Origin of the sequence: Pseudomonas sp. IT-P258 (assembly GCF_949767825.1) — a bacterium.
GTDB classification, from domain to species: Bacteria; Pseudomonadota; Gammaproteobacteria; order Pseudomonadales; family Pseudomonadaceae; genus Aquipseudomonas; species Aquipseudomonas monachiensis.
Genome location: NZ_CATKPU010000014.1, coordinates 1 through 19,228 on the forward strand (window position 1 = coordinate 1; position 19,228 = coordinate 19,228).

17 protein-coding genes are annotated in these 19,228 nt (G+C 61.3%); 8 read left to right on the forward strand and 9 right to left on the reverse strand.

Features of this window, described 5'->3' with window-relative positions:
* On the forward strand, positions 1 to 3,412 hold a 3,412-nt coding region (locus ACM6G4_RS03580; RefSeq protein ID WP_414913072.1), incomplete at its 5' end, for a beta strand repeat-containing protein.
* 108 nt (positions 3,413 to 3,520) lie between these two features.
* Here the strand turns inward: ACM6G4_RS03580 and lapD are convergent.
* The 4 genes from lapD to ACM6G4_RS03600 all read right to left on the reverse strand — a co-directional run bounded on the left by lapD (position 3,521) and on the right by ACM6G4_RS03600 (position 7,286).
* A complete protein-coding gene (lapD, locus tag ACM6G4_RS03585; RefSeq protein WP_056721445.1) occupies positions 3,521 to 5,461 on the reverse strand; it encodes a cyclic di-GMP receptor LapD in 1,941 nt (646 codons plus the stop codon).
* Between the two features lie 22 nt (positions 5,462 to 5,483).
* Entirely contained in the window at positions 5,484 to 6,191 is a 708-nt protein-coding gene (gene lapG, locus ACM6G4_RS03590) for a cysteine protease LapG (protein ID WP_414913073.1), read from the reverse strand.
* A 101-nt stretch (positions 6,192 to 6,292) separates the two neighbouring features.
* Positions 6,293 to 6,688: a YbaN family protein gene (locus ACM6G4_RS03595; RefSeq protein WP_409078511.1), complete on the reverse strand. Its 396-nt coding sequence runs from the start codon at positions 6,686 to 6,688 to the stop codon at positions 6,293 to 6,295.
* Between the two features lie 10 nt (positions 6,689 to 6,698).
* Positions 6,699 to 7,286, reverse strand: coding sequence for a YecA family protein (locus ACM6G4_RS03600; RefSeq protein WP_056721450.1), 588 nt, complete (start codon positions 7,284 to 7,286; stop codon positions 6,699 to 6,701).
* A gap of 389 nt (positions 7,287 to 7,675) precedes the next feature.
* Here ACM6G4_RS03600 and recQ point away from each other — a divergent pair, with 389 nt between their 5' ends.
* The 4 genes from recQ to ACM6G4_RS03620 all read left to right on the forward strand — a co-directional run bounded on the left by recQ (position 7,676) and on the right by ACM6G4_RS03620 (position 12,042).
* Positions 7,676 to 9,802: a DNA helicase RecQ gene (gene recQ / locus ACM6G4_RS03605; RefSeq protein WP_056721452.1), complete on the forward strand. Its 2,127-nt coding sequence runs from the start codon at positions 7,676 to 7,678 to the stop codon at positions 9,800 to 9,802.
* 118 nt (positions 9,803 to 9,920) lie between these two features.
* Complete coding sequence (locus tag ACM6G4_RS03610; protein ID WP_007984163.1) at positions 9,921 to 10,355, forward strand: MarR family transcriptional regulator; 435 nt, start codon at positions 9,921 to 9,923, stop codon at positions 10,353 to 10,355.
* Positions 10,356 to 10,482: 127 nt separating this feature from the next.
* Positions 10,483 to 11,721 (forward strand): FimV family protein, encoded by a 1,239-nt coding sequence (locus ACM6G4_RS03615; RefSeq protein ID WP_414913074.1) that lies wholly within the window; start codon positions 10,483 to 10,485, stop codon positions 11,719 to 11,721.
* Between the two features lie 33 nt (positions 11,722 to 11,754).
* Complete coding sequence (locus ACM6G4_RS03620) at positions 11,755 to 12,042, forward strand: SelT/SelW/SelH family protein (RefSeq protein ID WP_414913075.1); 288 nt, start codon at positions 11,755 to 11,757, stop codon at positions 12,040 to 12,042.
* Here ACM6G4_RS03620 and ACM6G4_RS03625 read toward each other — a convergent pair.
* Both ACM6G4_RS03625 and ACM6G4_RS03630 read right to left on the reverse strand, forming a co-directional pair.
* Positions 12,036 to 12,929, reverse strand: a complete 894-nt coding sequence (locus ACM6G4_RS03625) for a DMT family transporter (RefSeq protein ID WP_056721458.1) — start codon at positions 12,927 to 12,929, stop codon at positions 12,036 to 12,038. The two genes, ACM6G4_RS03620 and ACM6G4_RS03625, sit on opposite strands and share 7 nt — an antisense overlap.
* 162 nt (positions 12,930 to 13,091) lie before the next feature.
* Positions 13,092 to 13,850: an AraC family transcriptional regulator gene (locus ACM6G4_RS03630; RefSeq protein ID WP_414913076.1), complete on the reverse strand. Its 759-nt coding sequence runs from the start codon at positions 13,848 to 13,850 to the stop codon at positions 13,092 to 13,094.
* A 134-nt stretch (positions 13,851 to 13,984) separates the two neighbouring features.
* Here ACM6G4_RS03630 and ACM6G4_RS03635 point away from each other — a divergent pair, with 134 nt between their 5' ends.
* Positions 13,985 to 14,800, forward strand: coding sequence for a UDP-2,3-diacylglucosamine diphosphatase (locus ACM6G4_RS03635; RefSeq protein ID WP_414913077.1), 816 nt, complete (start codon positions 13,985 to 13,987; stop codon positions 14,798 to 14,800).
* Positions 14,801 to 14,959: 159 nt separating this feature from the next.
* Here the strand turns inward: ACM6G4_RS03635 and ACM6G4_RS03640 are convergent, their stop codons facing one another.
* Both ACM6G4_RS03640 and ACM6G4_RS03645 read right to left on the reverse strand, forming a co-directional pair.
* Positions 14,960 to 15,553, reverse strand: coding sequence for an HD domain-containing protein (locus tag ACM6G4_RS03640; protein WP_414913078.1), 594 nt, complete (start codon positions 15,551 to 15,553; stop codon positions 14,960 to 14,962).
* A gap of 27 nt (positions 15,554 to 15,580) precedes the next feature.
* A complete protein-coding gene (locus tag ACM6G4_RS03645) occupies positions 15,581 to 15,892 on the reverse strand; it encodes a DUF962 domain-containing protein (protein ID WP_008051185.1) in 312 nt (103 codons plus the stop codon).
* Between the two features lie 159 nt (positions 15,893 to 16,051).
* Here ACM6G4_RS03645 and ACM6G4_RS03650 point away from each other — a divergent pair, with 159 nt between their 5' ends.
* Positions 16,052 to 17,113 (forward strand): AraC family transcriptional regulator, encoded by a 1,062-nt coding sequence (locus tag ACM6G4_RS03650; RefSeq protein WP_082562887.1) that lies wholly within the window; start codon positions 16,052 to 16,054, stop codon positions 17,111 to 17,113.
* On the opposite strand, the gene ACM6G4_RS03655 is transcribed toward ACM6G4_RS03650, so the two are convergent.
* A complete protein-coding gene (locus ACM6G4_RS03655; RefSeq protein ID WP_056721468.1) occupies positions 17,070 to 18,524 on the reverse strand; it encodes a TrkH family potassium uptake protein in 1,455 nt (484 codons plus the stop codon). The two genes, ACM6G4_RS03650 and ACM6G4_RS03655, sit on opposite strands and share 44 nt — an antisense overlap.
* Positions 18,525 to 18,644: 120 nt before the next feature.
* On the opposite strand from ACM6G4_RS03655, the gene ACM6G4_RS03660 reads away from it, so the two are divergent.
* Positions 18,645 to 19,211, forward strand: a complete 567-nt coding sequence (locus tag ACM6G4_RS03660) for an NAD(P)H nitroreductase (protein WP_056721470.1) — start codon at positions 18,645 to 18,647, stop codon at positions 19,209 to 19,211.
* Positions 19,212 to 19,228 lie beyond the last annotated feature (17 nt).

Below are 19,228 nucleotides of genomic sequence, written 5' to 3' on the forward strand. Positions count from 1 at the left end.
CCCGCTGGGCAGCACCCTGACCATCACCGGCTTCAACGCGGCGACCGGCGTCGTGAGCTACAGCTACACCCTCAATGACAACGAAGCCCACCCGACCGCCAACGGCGCCAACACCTTGCCCGAGCAGTTCGCCGTGACCGTGGTGGATGACAACGGCACCACTGCCACGGGCAACCTCGACGTCAGCATCGTCGATGACCTGCCAAGCGCCAAACCTGACTCGTCGTCGGTAGTGGAGGGCGGCAGCGTCAACATCAGTGTGCTGGGCAACGACGTCAGCGGCGCCGATGGTCCGGCGACAGTGGTCGGCGTACGTGCCGGCGGCAATACCTTGACCTCGGCCATTGGTGGGCTGGGTAGCCAGATCAACGGTACCTATGGTTACCTGACCCTCGATGCCAACGGCAACGCGGTGTATCACAGCAACCAGAATTCCGTCGGCGATCTTGGGGCCACGGATACGTTCACCTACACCGTGCGTGATTCCGATGGCGATGAAAGCACCACCACCATCACCATCGACGTCGCCAACAGCACGATCAAGGCCAACCCCGACAGCGACGTGACGGTCTATGAAAAAGCCCTCGACCTGAGTCAGGGCGCGCAGGACCTGGCCGCTGGTACGGTCACCGGCAGTGACCCGGGCAATACGGGCGAAACCGCGTCCGGGACCCTGGTCGGTTCGGTCTCGGGTGCCAGTGGCGCGCTCACCTACACCCTGGTTGGCAGCGCCATCGGCACCTACGGGCAGATCCTGATCAACCCCGACGGTAGCTACACCTACACCCTGACCTCGGCACCGAAAACCTCGCCGAACGCCAACGACGGGCCGAACAGCCTGAGTGAAAGCTTCACCTACAAAGCCACCGATGCGCTGGGCAACAGCAGCACCAGCACCATCGTGGTCAGCATCGTCGATGACGTTCCCAAGGCGGTGGCAACGGATCGCTCGGTGGCGGCGGTGGAGATTGATTCCAACCTGCTGATCGTGCTCGACGTCTCCGGCAGCATGGCCGACCCTTCCGGCGTGTTGGACGCGTCGGGCGCGAGCCTGTCACGGCTGGCCCTGGCCAAGCAGGCCATCAGTGCCTTGCTGGATAAATACGACGACCTGGGCGATGTGAAAGTGCAGCTCGTCACCTTCAGCAGCAGCGCCACCGACATGACCTCGGTGTGGGTGGATGTCGCGACCGCCAAGACACTGCTGGCCGGCCTCACCGCGAACGGCGGCACCAACTACGACGCGGCCGTGGCGACCATGCAGACTGCGTTCAACACCTCGGGCAAACTCACCGGTGCGCAAAACGTCGGCTACTTCTTCTCCGACGGCAAGCCCACCACCGACCAGGAAATCGGCACCGCCGACGAGACCGCGCTGAAAACCTTCCTCGATGCCAACAACATCAAGAACTACGCGATCGGCCTGGGCAGCGGCGTGAGCAACGCCAACCTCAATCCACTGGCCTATGACGGCAGCAGCCATACCGACACCAATGCGGTGGTGGTGACCGACCTCAACCAGCTCAACTCGGTGCTGTCCGGCACGGTGATCGGCGCACCGGTGACCGGTTCACTGCTGGGCGAAGGTGGCACATTCGGCGCCGATGGCGGCTTCATCAAGACCATCACGGTGGATGGCACCACCTACACCTACGATCCAAGCGGCAACAGCAATCAGGGCTTGCTGAGCTTCAGCGGCGGGCTCAACCACGGCACGTTCAACACCGTGGACAACACGTTGAGCATTTCCACCAACAACAGCGGCACCCTGCAGATCAATCTCGATACCGGTGAATACGCCTACATTTCGCAGAAAACCACGTCGGTGTTGATTACCGAAAACATCGGATTCACCGCCAGCGACAACGATGGCGACCTGGCCAGCTCCACCCTGACGGTCAAAGTCATACCGAACGCACCGCCAGTGGCGGCTGATGATAACGTCATCACCAACGTGCTCTCGGGCACTGTCGTGGTGCCGGGCGAACTGTTGCTGGCCAACGACACCGACCCCAACGGCGATCAACTCTCGGCGACACCGACTTCGTTCAACACCGGCTGGATCGCCGGGGACGCGGACTTCACTGGAACCGGCGCGATCAGCTTCGCCGGTCAAAACAACAATCCCGCCAACAAGAGTCTGGCCAACGTGCGCAGCGCCTTTGAGGCCAACGCGGCGACCATGACGGCGCTGCTGGTGGTCAGTGGCTATCTTGGCGCGGCGAACAACTCCAATGGCAACAATGAAGACCTCATCACGGTCAAGCTGAAACAGGGTGAGACGCTCAACCTCGATCACAACCTGGACCCTGGGCACATCACGATGGAGTATTCGCTCAACGGTGGGGGGTTCGTCAGCATCGCCGATGGCGGCACCATCACCGCAAGTGCGGATGGCACTTACCAGATCCACCTGACCAACATCACCAACACCAGTGGCAGCGATACGAATTCGGCGGAAAACTATCAGTTGACCATGACCGTAAACTACGCCGGAGCACAGGCCGTCATCACGGACTACCACGGCACCTACACCGCCAACGACAACCACGGCGGCAGCGACTCGGCCAACCTGACCATCAGCTATCAGGAAGGCCACACCCTTACCGGCACCAGTGGGGATGACGTACTGGTGGCGGGCACGGGCAACAACATTATCAATGCCGGCGACGGCAACGATGTGCTCACTGCCGGTTCCGGCAACAACGAGCTGCATGGCGGCGCCGGCAACGATCTGCTCTTCAGCGGCCAGGGCAATGACATCCTCGATGGCGGCACGGGCATCGACACGGCCAGTTACGCCCATGCCAGCGCCGGGGTGACTGTCGACCTCAGCCTGCTCACTGCGCAGAACACCCTGGGCGCGGGCTCGGACACCCTGACCGGTATCGAAAACCTCACCGGCTCGAACTTCAACGACACCCTGACTGGAGGCAACACCAACAACGTGATCAACGGCGGCCTGGGCAACGATATCCTCAACGGCGGAGGCGGGGATGACTTGCTGATCGGTGGCCTGGGCAACAACACCCTCACCGGCGGGGCGGGGACCGATACCTTCCAGTGGCTCAAGGGCAACAGTGGCCATGACGTGATCACCGATTTCACGCCCGGCACCGACAAGCTCGACCTGTCGCAACTGCTGCAAGGGGAAAACGGCACCACGGCTTCGCTGGATGACTACCTGCACTTCACCGTCATCGGCAGTGGGCCGTCGACAGTGACCAGCATCGACGTCAGCGCCATGGCCGGCGCCGCGCCGAACCAGACCATCGACCTGGCCGGCGTCGACCTGGCCAGCCACTACGGTGTTACGCCGGGGGCGGGTGGGGTGATCGCGGGCGGGCATGACACAGCGACCATTATCAACGGCATGCTCAATGATCATTCGTTGAAGGTGGATACGGTGTGACCTGAAACCTGCCAAAAAACCCGCCACCCCGGGAAGGGGGCGGGTTTTTTTGCCCGGGACAAAGGTCGATGTCCGGTCAGGGGTTACTGACCCTCGATGTACCCATTATCACATCGGCTCTGGCGCCCCGATCAATCGACCCATGGCCCCGAATATTCCCAACTCCCTGATTACCTCCAGTTCCCCACGGGTCTCGACCATTTCCGCAATCAGCGGCAAATCAATGCTGTGGGTCGCGCGGAAGATCGCGTCGATGAACAGCCGCTTGTCAGGCTGCTCGTCGATGTTGCGAATGTAGGCCCCATCGATTTTCAGGTACGCCAGGCCCAATTGGGTCAGGTTGCCGATCTGACTGAAGCGCCCGCCAAAGTGTTGCAGGCCGATTCGGTAACCGGTCTTGAGCAATGAGCTGCAAAGGTTTTGCAGCACTTCGGGGGAAGGTAACTGGCGTTCGTCGATTTCCAGGATCAGCAACGGCGCCAGTTCCGGCAGGGAGTCGAGCAGATCGAGGATTGTTCGCCATTGCACCGGATCGCGCAGGGTGCTCCCGTACAGGCTCAGTGCCAAAGGCCTGCGGTTGACCACCAGGTCGTCCAGCGTGGCTTCGAGCATCGCCAGGTCGAACCGTCCCGACCAGCCGAGACGCTCGATCCACGGCAGGAAATGCCCGGCGGCAATCGCCTCGCCCTGCGGGTCGAGCAGGCGTGCGAGCACTTTGTGATGCAGCACCTGGCGGGTGTCGGTGCATTGCACGACGGGCTGGAAGTACAACTGCATTTTGCCTTCGGTCAAGGCATCGTCGATCCAGGTGCGCCAGTCGTGCTGGGAGTGATTCGGTGCCGTGTCACGATGACTCAAATGGACCCAGGGGCGTTCGGGATGTTGCCGCGACTCCGTCAGCGCCTGATCAAGGCGCAGGAGTACGGTGCTGATCGGCTCACCGGGGCGGTAGGCGACAACGCCCAGATGGGCGACCGGCATGCAATCGCTGGCACCGGTCAGGCGCAGGTTCTCCAGGCTGACGCTGACATCGGCGGCCAGGCGCGCGGCACTTTCAGCATCCAGGCCCGGTGTCAGCAGGCTGAATTCGCCGCCACGATTGCGCGCCGCCAGCCAGGTTCGACGCTCCGGCAATTGAGTCAGGCGCTTGAGCAATTCGCCGACGGCAGTGATCAGCGCGTCAGTCCGTTGGCCACCCAGGCGTTGATTGAGGCCGTTCAGGTCGTTGATTCGCAACATCAGCAAATGGCCATCTCGGCTCTGTTCGCACACGCGTAAATGGTCGGCCAGTTGCTCGTCGAGCAGGCGTCGGTTGGCCAGGCCGGTGAGGCTGTCCAGATAGGATTCGGCCCGCAGTTTTTCGCTGCGCGCAGCCTCCTCGACGAACAGCGCCTTGAGCTTCTCGACCATCTGGTTCATCGCCAGCACCACCCGTTTCAGTTCCGGTGTGCGTGGCAGTTTCGGCAGGCTGATAAACTCGCGTTTGCTGATGGCCTCGGCTTGTCGGACCATGCTGTCGAGTGGGCGAAATTGCCGGCGCAGCATCCATCCTCCAATCACGGCGCTGAACAGCCCGCACAACAGCAACCAGATCAGGCTGCCGAGGGTGCCGTCCCAGAGCTTGGCCAGGGCGAATTGCGGATTGCTCAGCACTTCGACCCGTGCCAGTTGTTCCCAGCCGCGCATGATCAAGGCATCGCCACCTTCCGGGCGCAGGTCGACCAGGTTGACGAACCAGTCAGGCACACCCTTGATTTTCGTCGGTGCAGTGCGTTCCACCAGGGTTTGCTGATCCTTGAGCCTGATGACGCGAATGCTGCTGAAATAGCCGCTGTCGAAAATCGAACTGACCATCAGTTCCATCATTGCCGGGTCATCGACCTGTGCCGTCAGCGACAGCCCCAGCGCGGTGGCCGCGTCCTGGGCGTGGGCACGCAGTTGGCTGAGCGTTTGTTCGCGGGAGCTTTCCAGGCTGGCAAAAAAACTGCCGCTGAACGCCACCAGCAGGAACAGACAGATGGCCAGGAACAACTGTTTACGCAGTGTCATGCTTCGCTCCTTGCCAAGGCGGTTAGCCGTCGCCGATGTCGAACCCTTCGGCCTGCATCTTTTTCAACACTTCCTGCCAGCGCGACAGCTTTTTCGAGTCGCCGCTGCGCTGGCCGCCATTCTTGCCCGGCAGGTACAGGCCTTCGGCGTTGAAGGCGTATACCGGTAGCAAGTCTTTGCGTTGGGAGGCGGGGCGGATATCGCCGATCAGGTTGTCCAGCACCAGTGGGTCACTCGTGGGAGTGCTGTAGAACGTCAGCACCATGTGCGCCTGGTTCTGGCTCAAGGCCTTGACGTAGGTGATGCGCAGTTTTTCACTGGGAATACCGAGCCGGCGCAGGCTGAAATACTTCGCCAGGGCGTAGTCCTCGCAATCGGCGGCGCCCTTGATCAGGGCTTCGACGGGCGTGGCCCAGTAATCGGTCTGTTGCCAGATGCGCATGTCGTCCTGGAAGTCCAACTGCTGATCGAAGAAGCGGTTCACCGCGTTGAGCTGCTCGCGTTCGGGAGCGCCGCGTGTACTTTGCAGCATTTGACTCCAGGCCTCGATCCGACTTCGTGCCGCTCCGAGCGGGCCGTATTGTTTTTCAACGGTTTGCAGAATCCGCGCAAAATCCCAGTCAGCCCGGACCCCGTTGAATACGGTCAGTAGCAAACCAGCCAGCAGCAACCCGCCGCCGAGCCGAAGTCGGAGCGTTGGCCATCCTGGACTACGCAGACTGCGGGCCATGTCTGGCTGCTCGAGTGTAGGTGGGTGAAGTTTAGGTGGTGTTTTGGGCGCGGGAGGGCAGGTCGTCGGACGGGGCTCGCCACAAAGGGCCAAGGGCGACTTCAGGATTTATGCAGGGTTTTCTGCTTGAGGATGTAGATGGTCACGAGTACTGCACTGGTCAGCATGAAGCACCGTGCCCAAGGCTGCGGTACCAGGTAGCAGGAGAGCAGGATGCTCGCCCACATCAGGCCAATGGCGTAGACCTTGCCCCTGAGCGGAATGCCGTTGCCATCGAGGTAGTCGCGGATCCACGGGCCAAGCCGTGGATGCTCGACCAGCCATTGATAAAAGCGCGGGGAACTGCGGGCGAAGCAGGCGGCCGCCAGTAGCAGGAAAGGGGTGGTGGGCAATACCGGCAGGAAAATCCCGATCACCCCCAGCGCTACGCTCAGCCAGCCGATGGCCAGCAGCACGTAGCGCAACATCAGGGGGCGGTTGCCTATGGGGTTGTCCATAGGCAGGACCTTAGTGGTGGCGAGGCTTGAGAATCGCCGGTTTTTCGTCTGGTGCGTTGCACAGTAGATACAGCGCGGTCAGGGCTTCCGGGATCTGTACGATCATGTCGTCCATCAGGTTGGCATCTTTGGCGATGTCTTCGAACTCCGGCTGCTCGTCGAACAGGCCCGAACCGACCATGATCGGCAACAGCATTTCGCTGACTTCTTCTTCGGCGCTTTCGAACCAGGCCGCTTCGCGCAGGAATACACCTTCCATGAAGCCGATGCACCAGCCGCGCAGGTCGGAATCATCCGGGTCGTCGCCCAGGTCCAGGTCGCATGGCAGCTCGAACTCTTCATCGGAGGCCAGCTGGCGAGCGATGTGGGCCTTGAGGCCGATCAGCGTGGCTTCGATCTCTTCACGCTGGGCTTCGCCACTGTAATGCGGTTCTTCGGCGAACAGCGCGTCGATCCACTCACGGTCAGGAACGGTTTCGGAACAGATCGACAGCGCGGTGAGGTAGCCGTGGGCGGCCACGTAGTCCAGCGCCTCGTCATGCAGTTCATCAGCGTCGAGGAAGACTTGCAGGCGGGTTAGTTGCTCAGCGAAGGACATTAAAGGACTACCTTGGGGAATGTTCGATGCGGGAATTCTAGGCCTTCTTGAGCACTTGGGCCAGCCGCACGGCATATTTGCCTCCCGACTCCACCGCCTTTCCCGGTAGGAACTGCCGAAGGCTGCGATCTTTTGATCCTGGCTTTAAAAAACAAAATCAAAAGATCGCAGCCTTCGGCAGCTCCTACAGAGAATCATGTCCATTCCCTCTTATCAGCGGTGCCCTTTGCCGGACGGGGCTCGGGTATACTCGCGCGTTTTGTGATGCCCTGCTGGCGTCACGGCTGAAATGTGAAGCGTCATGCAATGCGCACTTACGATTTATCGGTGCAGCGTCGCAGGTTCTGAACCAGCCTTGCAGGGATGTTTCGGTGATTTTTGGAGTTTCTATGCTCGAACAGGCTCAACGCGTCCTCAAGGACATCTTCGGCTACGACAGTTTCCGTGGCCGCCAGGGTGCAATCATTGAGCGCGTGGCCAGTGGCGGCGATGCCCTGGTCCTGATGCCTACCGGTGGCGGCAAGTCCCTGTGCTTCCAGGTCCCGGCGTTGTTGCGCGAAGGCCTGGCCGTGGTGGTCTCGCCGCTGATCGCACTGATGGACGATCAGGTCGCCACTCTCGAAGAGCTGGGCGTGGCCGCCGCCGCGTTGAACTCCACCCTCAGTGCCGAGCAGCAGCGCGACCTCGCCGTCCGCATCCGCCGCGGTGAAGTGAAAATGCTCTACCTGGCGCCGGAACGTCTGGTCCAGCCGCGCATGCTGTCCTTCCTGCAGGGGCTGGACATCGCCCTGTTCGCCATCGACGAAGCACACTGCGTATCGCAATGGGGCCACGATTTCCGCCCGGAATACCTGCAGCTGGGCCAGTTGGCGGAAATGTTTCCCGACGTGCCGCGCATCGCCCTGACCGCCACGGCCGACAAGCGCACCCGGGAAGAAATCGTCACCCGCCTGCACCTGCAAGACGCCGAGCGCTTCCTGTCGAGCTTCGACCGGCCGAACATCTTTTATCGCATCGTGCCCAAGGAACAACCGCGCAAGCAGTTGCTGGCATTCCTCGCCGAGCGTCGTAGCGATGCGGGCATCGTGTATTGCCTGTCGCGCAAGAAAGTCGAGGAAGTCGCCGCGTTCCTCAGCGAGCAAGGCTTCCCGGCGTTGCCATACCACGCCGGCCTGCCCAACGATCTGCGGGCCTACCATCAGAAACGCTTCCTCAACGAGGAAGGCCTGATCATGGTCGCCACCGTGGCGTTCGGCATGGGTATCGACAAGCCCAATGTGCGTTTCGTCGCGCATCTCGATTTGCCGAAATCCCTTGAGGCCTATTACCAGGAAACCGGTCGTGGCGGCCGTGACGGCCTGCCGGCGGATGCCTGGATGGCCTATGGCCTGCAAGACGTGGTGATGCTCAAGCAGATGTTGCAGAACTCCGAAGGCGACGAGCGTCACAAGCGCCTGGAACAGCACAAGCTCGACGCCATGCTCTCGCTCTGCGAAGAAACCCGCTGCCGTCGGCAAACGCTGCTGGCCTACTTCGACGAAGACATGCCCGAGCCTTGCGGTCATTGCGACAACTGCGTCGACGGCGTGCAGACCTGGGATGCCACCGAGCCGGCGCGTCAGGCGCTGTCGGCGATCTACCGCACCGGTCAGCGCTACGGCGTCGGGCACCTGGTGGATGTATTGCTGGGCAAGGACAACGAAAAAGTCCGCAGCTTCGGCCATCAGCACCTGTCGGTGTATGGAGTTGGCAAGACGATGGCGGAGGGCGAATGGCGCTCGCTGTTCCGCCAACTGGTGGCCCGTGGTCTGGCGGACATCGACCTCGAAGGCTACGGCGGCTTGCGCCTGAGCGACAGTTGCCGGCCGCTGCTCAAGGGCGAAGTGACCCTGGAGCTGCGCCGCGATCTCAAGGCGCAAACCGTGGCGAAAAGCAGCAAGAGCCAGGCGAGCCAGCTGGTCCGTGGCGAAGAGCGCGAACAATGGGAAGCCTTGCGCGCCCTGCGTCGCAAGCTCGCCGAAGAACATGGCGTGCCGCCGTACGTCATCTTCCCCGACTCGACCTTGTTGGAGATGCTGCGCAGCCAGCCGACCTCGCTGGCGGAAATGGCCACTGTCAGCGGTGTCGGCGCGCGCAAGCTGGAGCGTTACGGCGAGGCTTTCCTCGAAGTGCTCGGCGGGCAGGTCGAGGCGCCGAAACCGGTGGCCGATGTACGTCACGAACTGATTACGTTGGCGCGGGCCGGCATGACACCGGTACAGATCGCCGGTCAGTTGCAGTGCTCGGAAAAGAATGTCTACACCATGCTGGCCGAAGCGATCGGCAAGCAGCAGTTGTCGTTGGAGCAGGCGCTGGATCTGCCTGAAGACCTGATGGGTGAAGTGCAGGACGCCTTCCTCGACGGCGAAGGCGAGTTGCCGCCGGTTTCCGAGATCGCCGCACTGTTCGCAGGCAGGGTGCCGGAAGGGGTGTTGTACTGCGTTCGGGCGGCCTTGCAGTCGGAATTCGAGATTTGAGACATCTGCGTGCTGATGTAACGATTCACTACAGATCAAGCCTTGCCTCAAATCGAGGCTCATGCTTAGCTGACTAATAATTAGTTTTTATTTATTTCAGTCTAATCATGAGTGTTTTATGCCGTTAACCGATCAACACCGCTTTGGCATGCAATTGGCCCAGATGTCCCGTGGCTGGCGTGCCGAACTGGACCGCCGACTGGCGGGCATGGGCTTGTCCCAGGCACGCTGGCTGGTGCTGCTGCACCTGGCCCGTTTCGAAGAAGCACCGACCCAGCGTGAGCTGGCACAAAGCGTCGGCGTCGAAGGCCCGACCCTGGCCCGCTTGCTCGACAGCCTGGAAAGCCAGGGCCTGGTGCAACGCCAGGCAGTGCTGGAAGACCGTCGGGCGAAGAAAATCGTGCTCTGCGCGCCGGCGCGTCCCCTGATCGAACAAATTGAAACCATTGCCACGCAACTGCGTCACGAACTGTTCGAAGGCGTTGATGAGGCGGATTTGAAGGTGTGCATGCGGGTTCACGGGCACATCCTGGGTAACCTTGAAAAGTCTTGAGGCATAACCGAACGCCAGGTTTATGAGAGACCGCATCGGGCAGACTATAAGAACTACTCGGCAATATCGTGTTCGTAACGGATGTACGAACCCGTGCGGATGGTTTCTGTAGATCTCAAGGATGCTCATGCTCAAGTGTTGGCGATTGGTTTTACGCGGTGGTTCTCAGTGGTTGCTGGCCGGGGCTGCTGTCACATACTCAGCATGGGCGCCTGCGCTGGGCCTGGGTGAAATCACCCTGCATTCGGCGCTGAATCAACCGCTGCGTGCCGATATCACACTGGTGGATACCGCCGGCCTGGAGGAAAACCAGCTGTCGGTGAGCCTGGCAACGGCAGACGAGTTCAGCCGTGCCGGGGTCGACCGGGCATTTTTCCTCAACGACCTGAAGTTCACTCCGGTGCTGCGCGGTAATCGCCGCGTGATCCAGGTGACCTCCGCCAAGCCGGTCAATGAACCCTTCCTGAATTTCCTTGTGCAGCTCAATCAGCCGAATGGGCGATTGTTGCGCGAGTACACGGTTTTGATCGATCCGCCGGGTGCGCCAGGGGTTGTTCCCGCCGCCGATGAAGCGGTTTCCATCTCCCCGGCGTCCGCATTTCCCCGTGTTCAACCGGTCCTGGCGCCGTCACCCGTGGTCAAGGCACCGCCAGAAACGGACGTCGCCGTTGTTGATCCCGCTATCGAACAACTGGCCGCCAGCACCCTGCAAAACCACGAGTTGCAAACCACGGTCGATGAGCTCAACGCGAAGCTTCAAGGCCAGGATGAGTTGATCGCCAGCCAGAAAAAACAGTTGGCCGAACTGCACACCCAACTGGCGGAGCTCAAGAAGGTAAAGGCTCAACCCATTGCCTCCGACGCAGTGCCGCCAGCCCCCGCCATTGCTGAAAAAACCGGGTTTGGCTGGCTGCCGATTGCCGGTATGTCGGCCCTGATAGCGTTGCTGGCGCTGGGCTGGTTTGTTCGCCGCCGGCGCCAGCAACATCAGGCCGCAGCTTCAGAGGCGCTGCCGTTGCAGCCGGAACCGCTGGCGGAGCTTTATGCCGAGCCAGTGACGTGGCCCACCGTCAGGCAACCCGTCGCGGTACCGGCCAACGATGAGCTTGAGTGGGTCGACAGCAGTCGTTCCACCTCGGTCGCTGCTGCCGTGGCGGTGGTTCCGGGTTTGGCGATGTCCGGTGAATCCACCATTGATGATGAGTACCGGCTCAACCTGGAGGAGTTTTCCTTGGCGTCGAGTTGGGACCTGATCAGCCCCAGCGGGAACCCGCAGCCGGCTGCTCCGGCCATGATCGAGCCAGAGTTCGAGTTGGAAACGCCATTCGCTCCGCCGTCTCGACAGTCACCGGTCGGGCTATCATAGCGGCGTCGTCAAACTCTGGAGTCAGGCCCCATCATGACCGTCAGCAAACCGGAAATCATCATCACCTATTGCACGCAATGCCAATGGCTGTTGCGTGCGGCCTGGCTGGCCCAGGAACTGCTCAGCACCTTTGGTGATGATTTGGGCAAAGTCTCTCTGGTGCCGGGCACCGGCGGGGTCTTTCATATCTACTGTGACGCCGTACAGATCTGGGAGCGCAAGGCGGACGGAGGCTTCCCCGAGGCCAAGGTACTCAAGCAGCGGGTCCGTGACCAGATCGACCCGGACCGCGACCTGGGGCACAACGACCGCATTCAGTGAGACGCGGCCTCGGCTGCAACGGCCTTCTTGCTTGTGCCACTTGAGAACCGGCTGGACACCACAATCGCCACAATGATCAGCGCGCCCCCCAGCAACATGCGCAGGGTCGGGTTTTCGTTGAACAGCAACCAGGCGACGGTGATGCCGTAGACCGGCTCCAGGGCGAACACTACGGCGGCAGTGCGAGCCTTGATCACCGCGAGGCTGGCGACGAACAGGCTGTGGGCTACACCGGTACAGAACACACCAAGCAGGCCGATCCACAGCCAGTCGATGGCGCGCACTTCGCTCAATTGAGGCGCCGCCACCGGCAGCAGGCACAGGGCAACCACCACGTTCTGGCACAGCGCCGCCTGGACCGGCGGGACTCGACCGGAACTGGCACGGTTGGTCAGTGACAGCAGGGCGAACAACAAACCGGAACCCACGGCCCACAGCAAGCCGGTGGTGGCGCCGCTGGCCAAGTCAAAGTCGGGCGTGACCAACACCAGGCCGACACTCACCAGCAGCACCAGCACAATCTCATTGGCGCGAATGCGCTCGCGGAAGATCAGCCCTTCGAGGATCACGGTAAAGGCCGGGAAGCTGGCGAAACCGAGCGTCGCTATCGCCACGCCTGCGACTTTCACGGCAATGAAGAAGCTCACCCAGTGTCCGGCCAGCAACAAGCCGCTGAGCAGCAGTCGACGCCAGTCCACGGCCTCGAGTTTCTGCCAGCGCGTCTGGCTGGCGAACCGTGCAAAAAACGCCAGCGCGAGCACCGCAAAGGCGGCACGGCCGAACACGATGATCGCCGGGGACGCGGCGGCCAGTTTGCCGAACACGCCAGTCAGGCCGAACATCAATGCGCCGATATGCAAGGCGCCAAGGGCGGTACGGGGAGTCATTGCAATCCTTAACAGTAAAATCATGTAGGAGCTGCCGAAGGCTCGGGCCGCGTTCGGACGATCTTTGATCTTGATCTTGAAAAACAACGTCAAGAGATCGCAGCCTTCGGCAGCTCCTACATTGAGCCGTGTTGCCCCGTTGTGTCTGTCGGCAAACTCGCGTTATTTGTCGCCAGTCTCGCGCCGCAGTTTTCCGGGCGATGCCCCGAACTCGCGCAGTACCGCCGCCGCGAAGGCACTCTGGGAGCTGTAGCCGACACGGCTGGCAATTTCGCCGATGGGCAGTGCCGAGTTGCGCAGCAAGCCCACCGCGATGTGCAGGCGTCGGCTGCGGATGTAGTCCATGGGCGTCTGCCCGCATTCGGCCACGAACCGTGCATGCAGACGGGCACTGGAAAGACCGGCCACCCGGGCCAGGTCGGCCACTTGCAGCGGGTATGCCGCGTACTGATCGATGTGCGCGTCCAGCGCCGCATAGGGCAGACGCCGACCGCCGACGGCTTCGGGCCTGGCGTTGTTGAGACTGGCCAGCAACAGCACCGCGCCTTGTTGAGCGATCAGCGGATCATCCACCGGACTGTTCGCCAGCCAACTGACCAATTGGCTTTGCCCGGCATTCAGGGGCAGGCGCCCGGCGTTGTCGAGCAGGCGTCGGCTGGGCTCGGCGTGATCGCCCAACGACTGGGCAACCCATTGTTCGCTTGGCACATCCAGCACCAGGCAGCGGCTGCCATTGGCGCTGCCACAGGCGTGATGCGCTCCGGAGGGCACCACCACGAAACTCTGCCGGACCACCTGGCTGCCACGCCCGTCGACCTCGAAATCCAGGGCGCCAGAAAGCCCGAACACCAGTTGCGCGTGTTCGTGGCTGTGGACGATCAGGTCGTGGCTGTATTGGCGAAGCGTGAGGATCGGTCTCATCGCGGGTCTCCCGGCTCAGGGCGTCAGTCTACACCGAGCGGGCCTGTAAGCGCTGTCACAGGACTGACTTGACGCTGTCATGGACCATTAACCGGCTCGGGGCAGACTTGGCAAAACTTGCCAGAGGGTTGCCCATGACCAGCGCCGAGCTCGCCAAACCCACCCGTAAGCAACGCGTACGGACTTTATGGATTTCCGACGTGCATTTGGGCACCCGGGATTGCCAGGCTGAACACCTGTCGCGGTTTCTCAAGGGCTACCACGCAGACAAGATCTATCTGGTCGGCGACATCATCGACGGCTGGAAACTGCGCGGCGGCATGTACTGGCCGCAAGCGCACACCAACGTCATCCGTCGCCTGCTGACCATGAGCAAGCGCGGCACGGAGGTGATCTACGTCACCGGCAACCACGACGAATTCCTGCGCCGCTATTCGAAGCTGATCCTGGGCAATATCCAGTTGGTCGACGAAGTCGTGCACGTCACCGCCGACGGCCGGCACCTGCTGGTGATCCATGGCGACCAGTTCGATGTGATCACCCGTTATCATCGCTGGCTGGCGTTTCTCGGTGACTCGGCCTACGAATTCACCCTGACCCTCAACCGCTGGCTCAATCATTGGCGCGCGCGATATGGCTACGGCTACTGGTCGCTGTCGGCCTACCTCAAGCACAAGGTGAAAACCGCGGTCAGCTTTATCAGCGACTTCGAAGAAGCCATCGCCCATGAATGCGTCAAGCGCGAGCTGCACGGTGTGGTGTGCGGGCACATTCACCATGCCGAGATTCGCAAGGTCGGCGAGGTGGACTACCTCAATTGCGGCGACTGGGTGGAATCGTGCACCGCCCTGATCGAGCACTGGGATGGTTCGATCGAGTTGTATCGCCTGGCGGATGCCCAGGCGCGCGAGGCGCAGTTGAAGGCGGCCAGGGTTACGGAGTTGGCTTGATTGATTTGTTTTTTGTGGCGAGGGGGCTTGCCCCCGTTCGGTGGCGAAGCCGCCGTGAACCTAGGAGTGCGATCTATCTGGCGTTCTGCGGTGAATGGCTTTAGGGCTGCTGCGCAGCCCAACGGGGGCAAGCCCCCTCGCCACAACGGTCGCCATAGGTCATGAGGTTGGCGAATGTTCTTCCATCGCCGCCTTGTAGATCGAGTTCCTGGGGTGCGCAAACAAGCGCTCCATCATCGGCTCGAAAAAGCTCAACGGCAGCGTGTCGTACACCGGATCAAACGCCGCTGCATCGTATCTGGCGCAGAATTCGACGGTCGCCTGGTACTGCGGATGCTCCTGGAATTGCTCGCGCAGATGCCGGTCCATGCCCAGGTGATGGAAGAAGTAGTAGCCCTGGAAAATCCCGTGCTTTTCCACCATCCACAAGTTCTCGGCGCTGACGAACGGCTTGAGGATCGCCGCCGCGATGTCCGGGTGATTGTAGGAGCCCAGGGTGTCGCCGATATCGTGGAGCAGGGCGCAGACCACGTACTCTTCGTCGCGACCATCGCGCCAGGCGCGGGTGGCGGTTTGCAGGGAGTGGGTCAGGCGATCCACCGGGAAGCCGCCAAAATCACCCTCCAGCAACTTCAGGTGCGCCACGATCCGTACAGGCAATTGTCTTGCGTAGGCACTGAAGTCCGCGGCGATGATCGCCCAGTCCTCCTGAGTGCCGTCCTTCATGTGGGTGAAGCGGGCATTGGCATTCATCGGCAACTCTCTTGTGACGGATGTCAGCTAGAACGGAACGCGCCCCAGGACCATGTCCCGGTACATGACAAAATCGCCGAGCAGGCTATAGAAGGGGTGTTGAAACGTGGCCGGGCGGTTCTTCTCGAAGAAGAAATGCCCGACCCAGGCAAAGCTGTAGCCTGCCAGTGGCAGGGCCCACAACAGCATCCAGGCTCCGCGACCAATGGTCAGCGTCAGAATCAAGATAACCAGGGTCGTGCCGATAAAATGTAAACGGCGACAGGTGCTGTTGCTGTGCTCACTGAGGTAGTAAGGATAGAACTCAGCGAAGCTGTTGAATCGTTTGACGTTTTCCACGACAGCGATCTCTGTGGTTATTGTTCTTGCTGCAAGTTGTTCTGCGGGTAGTTTATTTGAGTCTAGAGTGATCAATGGCATCAGCCACTGACAATAGGCGCCACTTTAGTATCCTTCGGTCAATAGCCGTAGCATGCGGCCACCATGTAAGAAAACGCCATGAGCGAACGAACGACTTCTGCAAGCTGGGCGATGGGGATTGTCAAAGCGCTGGAGATGGACGGCCTGGATTGCCGGGCCCTGTTCAAGCAGCTGGGGCTCGACTACGCGGCACTGGACGATCCGGACGCACGCTTCCCGCAAGATTCCATGACACGGCTGTGGCAGCGCGCGGTCGAGCTGTCCGGCAATCCGGCCATCGGCCTGAACATGGGCAAGGTGGTGCGACCGGCGCAGTTTCATGTGGCCGGTTACGCTTTGATGTCCAGCCAGACTCTCGCCGAAGGCTTTCAGCGTCTGGTGCGCTATCAGCGGATCATTGCCGAAAGTGCCGACCTGAGTTTCAAGCTGCTGGAAGAAGGCTACGCGCTGATTCTGACGGTCCATGGCGATCATCTGCCGCCGACCCGGCAAAGCGCCGAAGCTTCGCTGGCCTGTGCCTTGGCGCTGTGCAGCTGGTTGACCGGGCGTACGTTGCAACCACGCAAAGTGTTGCTGCAGGGTGCCGAGCCGGCCAACCTGGAGCCCTATAAGCAAGCCTTCCATGCACCGCTGGTGTTCAACGCGCCTTACGATGCGCTGATTTTCGAGCGCGCCGATATGGAAGCGCCGCTGCCAACGGCCAACGAGGCCATGGCGCTGCTGCATGACCGCTTTGCCGGTGAGTACCTGGCGCGATTTTCCGAAAGTCGCGTAACCCACAAGGCGCGGCAGGTGTTGTGCCGCCTGTTGCCCCAAGGCGAGCCCAAGCGCGACACCGTGGCGCAGACGCTGCATCTGTCCCAGCGCACCTTGCAACGGCGCTTGCAGGAAGAGGGCACGAGTTTTCAGGCGCTGCTGGACGATACCCGGCGTGAACTGGCCGAGCAGTACCTGGCGCAACCGAACATGACCTTGCTGGAAATTGCCTACTTGCTGGGGTTTGCCGATCCGAGCAACTTCTTCCGTGCATTTCGGCGCTGGTTCGATGCCACACCCGGTGAGTACCGGATGCGGCTGATGCAATCGGCTGACGCGATCAATGACGCCAAAATGCCGGAATACAAAGCACAAACACCGTAATGATCTCCAGCCGGCCCAGTAGCATGCCGAACGAGAGAATCCACTTGGCGGCATCCGGCAGGGTGGCGAAGTTGCCCGCCGGGCCGATGGTTTCGCCGAGCCCCGGGCCGACACCGGACACCGTACTGGCTGCGCCAGTGAGGGCGGTCATCCAGTCCACGCCGAGCAGCGACAGCAGCAGCGCAATCACACAGATGGTGATCGCAAAGAAGAACGAAAAGGTCAGGATCGACCGCACGATTTCTTCGTCGAGGCGGTGACCGTTGTACTTCTGCTTGATCACCGCCCGCGGGTGAATCAGCTGGTTAAGGTTGGCCTTGAGCAGGATATAGGCCACCTGGAAGCGGAAAATCTTGATCCCGCCGGCGGTCGATCCGGAGCAACCGCCGACAAACCCCAGGTAGAAGAACAGCATCAGCGAGAAATTGCCCCACAGGCTGTAGTCCCCCAGTGCAAAACCGGTGGTGGTCACTACCGACGTCACGTTCAGCGCCACATGCCGCAATGCCTCCAGCCAATGCAGCTGGGTAGTCCACCAATACCAGGTGCCGAGCACCAGCCAGGTCACCAGCAGCATGCCGAGCAGGCCTTGAACCTGTTCATCCTTGATCAGCGCACGACGGTTACCACGCAACGTGGAGACATACAGGGTGAACGGCAGGGCACCGAGAATCATGATGACGATCGCGACCCAATGCACCGCAGGCTCCGGCCACTTGGCCAAGGACTGGTCGGAGGTGGAGAAACCGCCGGTGGAGATCGCCGACATCGCATGGTTGATGGCGTCGAACAGGCTCATCCCGGCCCACCAGAACGCCAGGCTGCCGACAATAGTGATGCCGACGTAAGTCGCAACAATCAGGCGCGCCACCATGTGCGAACGGGGCATGACCTTTTCGGAGCGGTCCGAAGATTCGGTCTGGAACAGTCGCATGCCACCGATGCGCAACAGCGGCAGGATCGCCACCGCCATGCCGATGAAGCCGATGCCGCCGAGCCAGTGCAGCAACGAGCGCCACATCAGGATGCCCGGGGACATAGTGTCCAGGCCGCTGAGTACGGTTGCACCAGTGGCGGTGATGCCGGACATGCTTTCGAAGAATGAGTCGGTGTAGCTGATGTGCTGGGTCAGCAGGAACGGCAGCGCGGCGAAGATGCACACCACCAGCCAACTGCTGACGGTGAGCAGGTACATGTCCCGGGGGCGCAGGTGAATGTGTTCCGGGCGCCCCGGAATCACCAGCGCCAAACCGGCGACAAAGGTAATCATGCTGGCCCAGAGGAACGACGGCAGATCGCTGGTGCGGTCGAAAACGACCAGCGTGGCCATGGGCACGACCATGGAGATCGCCAGCGTGATCAGGAAGATGCCGATGATGAAACCAATGATCCGTAAGGTCGGCAACGCCATGAGGTCCGCTCGGCTGATAGTGGAAGGGCGCCATTCTACCTGCGGGGCAGGGCATGTAAACCGGCACTGCTGCAGCAGTTACCGCTAGAATAGCCGCACATATTTTTCAGGAGGTGGCCGATGCAGGCTCTCGACGCTTTGCTCAACCGTGTTTCCGTTCCGCGACTGATTGACCCGGCACCTACCGCCGAGCAGCGCGAGGTGCTGTTTGGCGCCGCCATGCGCGCTCCGGATCACGGTCACTTGCAGCCTTGGCGTTTCCTGACGGTGGAAGGCGCGGCGCGTGAGCAGATGGGCGAGCTGCTGGCTGAAGCTGCGAAACTTTCAGACAGCGAAGTCGGCGAAGCTGCCATCGACAAGGCGCGCAGTGGTCCGTTGCGGGCACCGTTGGTGGTGGTTGTGATTGCTCGCGTGCAGGATCACGTCAAATATCCGAAGTCCGAGCAATTGCTGGCGGCGGGCTGCGCGGCCCACGGGATTTTGCTCGCGGCCTATGCGCAGGGCATTGGCGCGGTGTGGCGTACCGGTGACCTGGCTTACTCGGCCCATGTGGCCAAGGGCTTGGGCCTGGCAGAAGGGGAAGAGGTGATTGCCTTCCTGTATCTGGGCACGCCGCAGAAAGAACCGCGAGTGGCGGAGAAAGTCGATCTCGCCGAATTCGTCAGCGCCTGGCCCGGCAAGGCCTGACACCACACATCAGTGTG

Coding starts and splice junctions, on each gene's coding strand:
- lapD (WP_056721445.1), bottom strand. CDS start 5,461: ATGACACTGCGTAAACAGTTGTTCCTGGCCATCTGTCTGTTCCTGCTG.
- ACM6G4_RS03595 (WP_409078511.1), bottom strand. CDS start 6,688: ATGGACAACCCCATAGGCAACCGCCCCCTGATGTTGCGCTACGTGCTG.
- ACM6G4_RS03615 (WP_414913074.1), top strand. CDS start 10,483: ATGCTCAAGTGTTGGCGATTGGTTTTACGCGGTGGTTCTCAGTGGTTG.
- ACM6G4_RS03620 (WP_414913075.1), top strand. CDS start 11,755: ATGACCGTCAGCAAACCGGAAATCATCATCACCTATTGCACGCAATGC.
- ACM6G4_RS03660 (WP_056721470.1), top strand. CDS start 18,645: ATGCAGGCTCTCGACGCTTTGCTCAACCGTGTTTCCGTTCCGCGACTG.
- recQ (WP_056721452.1), top strand. CDS start 7,676: ATGCTCGAACAGGCTCAACGCGTCCTCAAGGACATCTTCGGCTACGAC.
- ACM6G4_RS03650 (WP_082562887.1), top strand. CDS start 16,052: ATGAGCGAACGAACGACTTCTGCAAGCTGGGCGATGGGGATTGTCAAA.
- ACM6G4_RS03640 (WP_414913078.1), bottom strand. CDS start 15,553: ATGAATGCCAATGCCCGCTTCACCCACATGAAGGACGGCACTCAGGAG.
- ACM6G4_RS03610 (WP_007984163.1), top strand. CDS start 9,921: ATGCCGTTAACCGATCAACACCGCTTTGGCATGCAATTGGCCCAGATG.
- ACM6G4_RS03625 (WP_056721458.1), bottom strand. CDS start 12,929: ATGACTCCCCGTACCGCCCTTGGCGCCTTGCATATCGGCGCATTGATG.
- lapG (WP_414913073.1), bottom strand. CDS start 6,191: ATGGCCCGCAGTCTGCGTAGTCCAGGATGGCCAACGCTCCGACTTCGG.
- ACM6G4_RS03655 (WP_056721468.1), bottom strand. CDS start 18,524: ATGGCGTTGCCGACCTTACGGATCATTGGTTTCATCATCGGCATCTTC.
- ACM6G4_RS03600 (WP_056721450.1), bottom strand. CDS start 7,286: ATGTCCTTCGCTGAGCAACTAACCCGCCTGCAAGTCTTCCTCGACGCT.
- ACM6G4_RS03630 (WP_414913076.1), bottom strand. CDS start 13,850: ATGAGACCGATCCTCACGCTTCGCCAATACAGCCACGACCTGATCGTC.
- ACM6G4_RS03635 (WP_414913077.1), top strand. CDS start 13,985: ATGACCAGCGCCGAGCTCGCCAAACCCACCCGTAAGCAACGCGTACGG.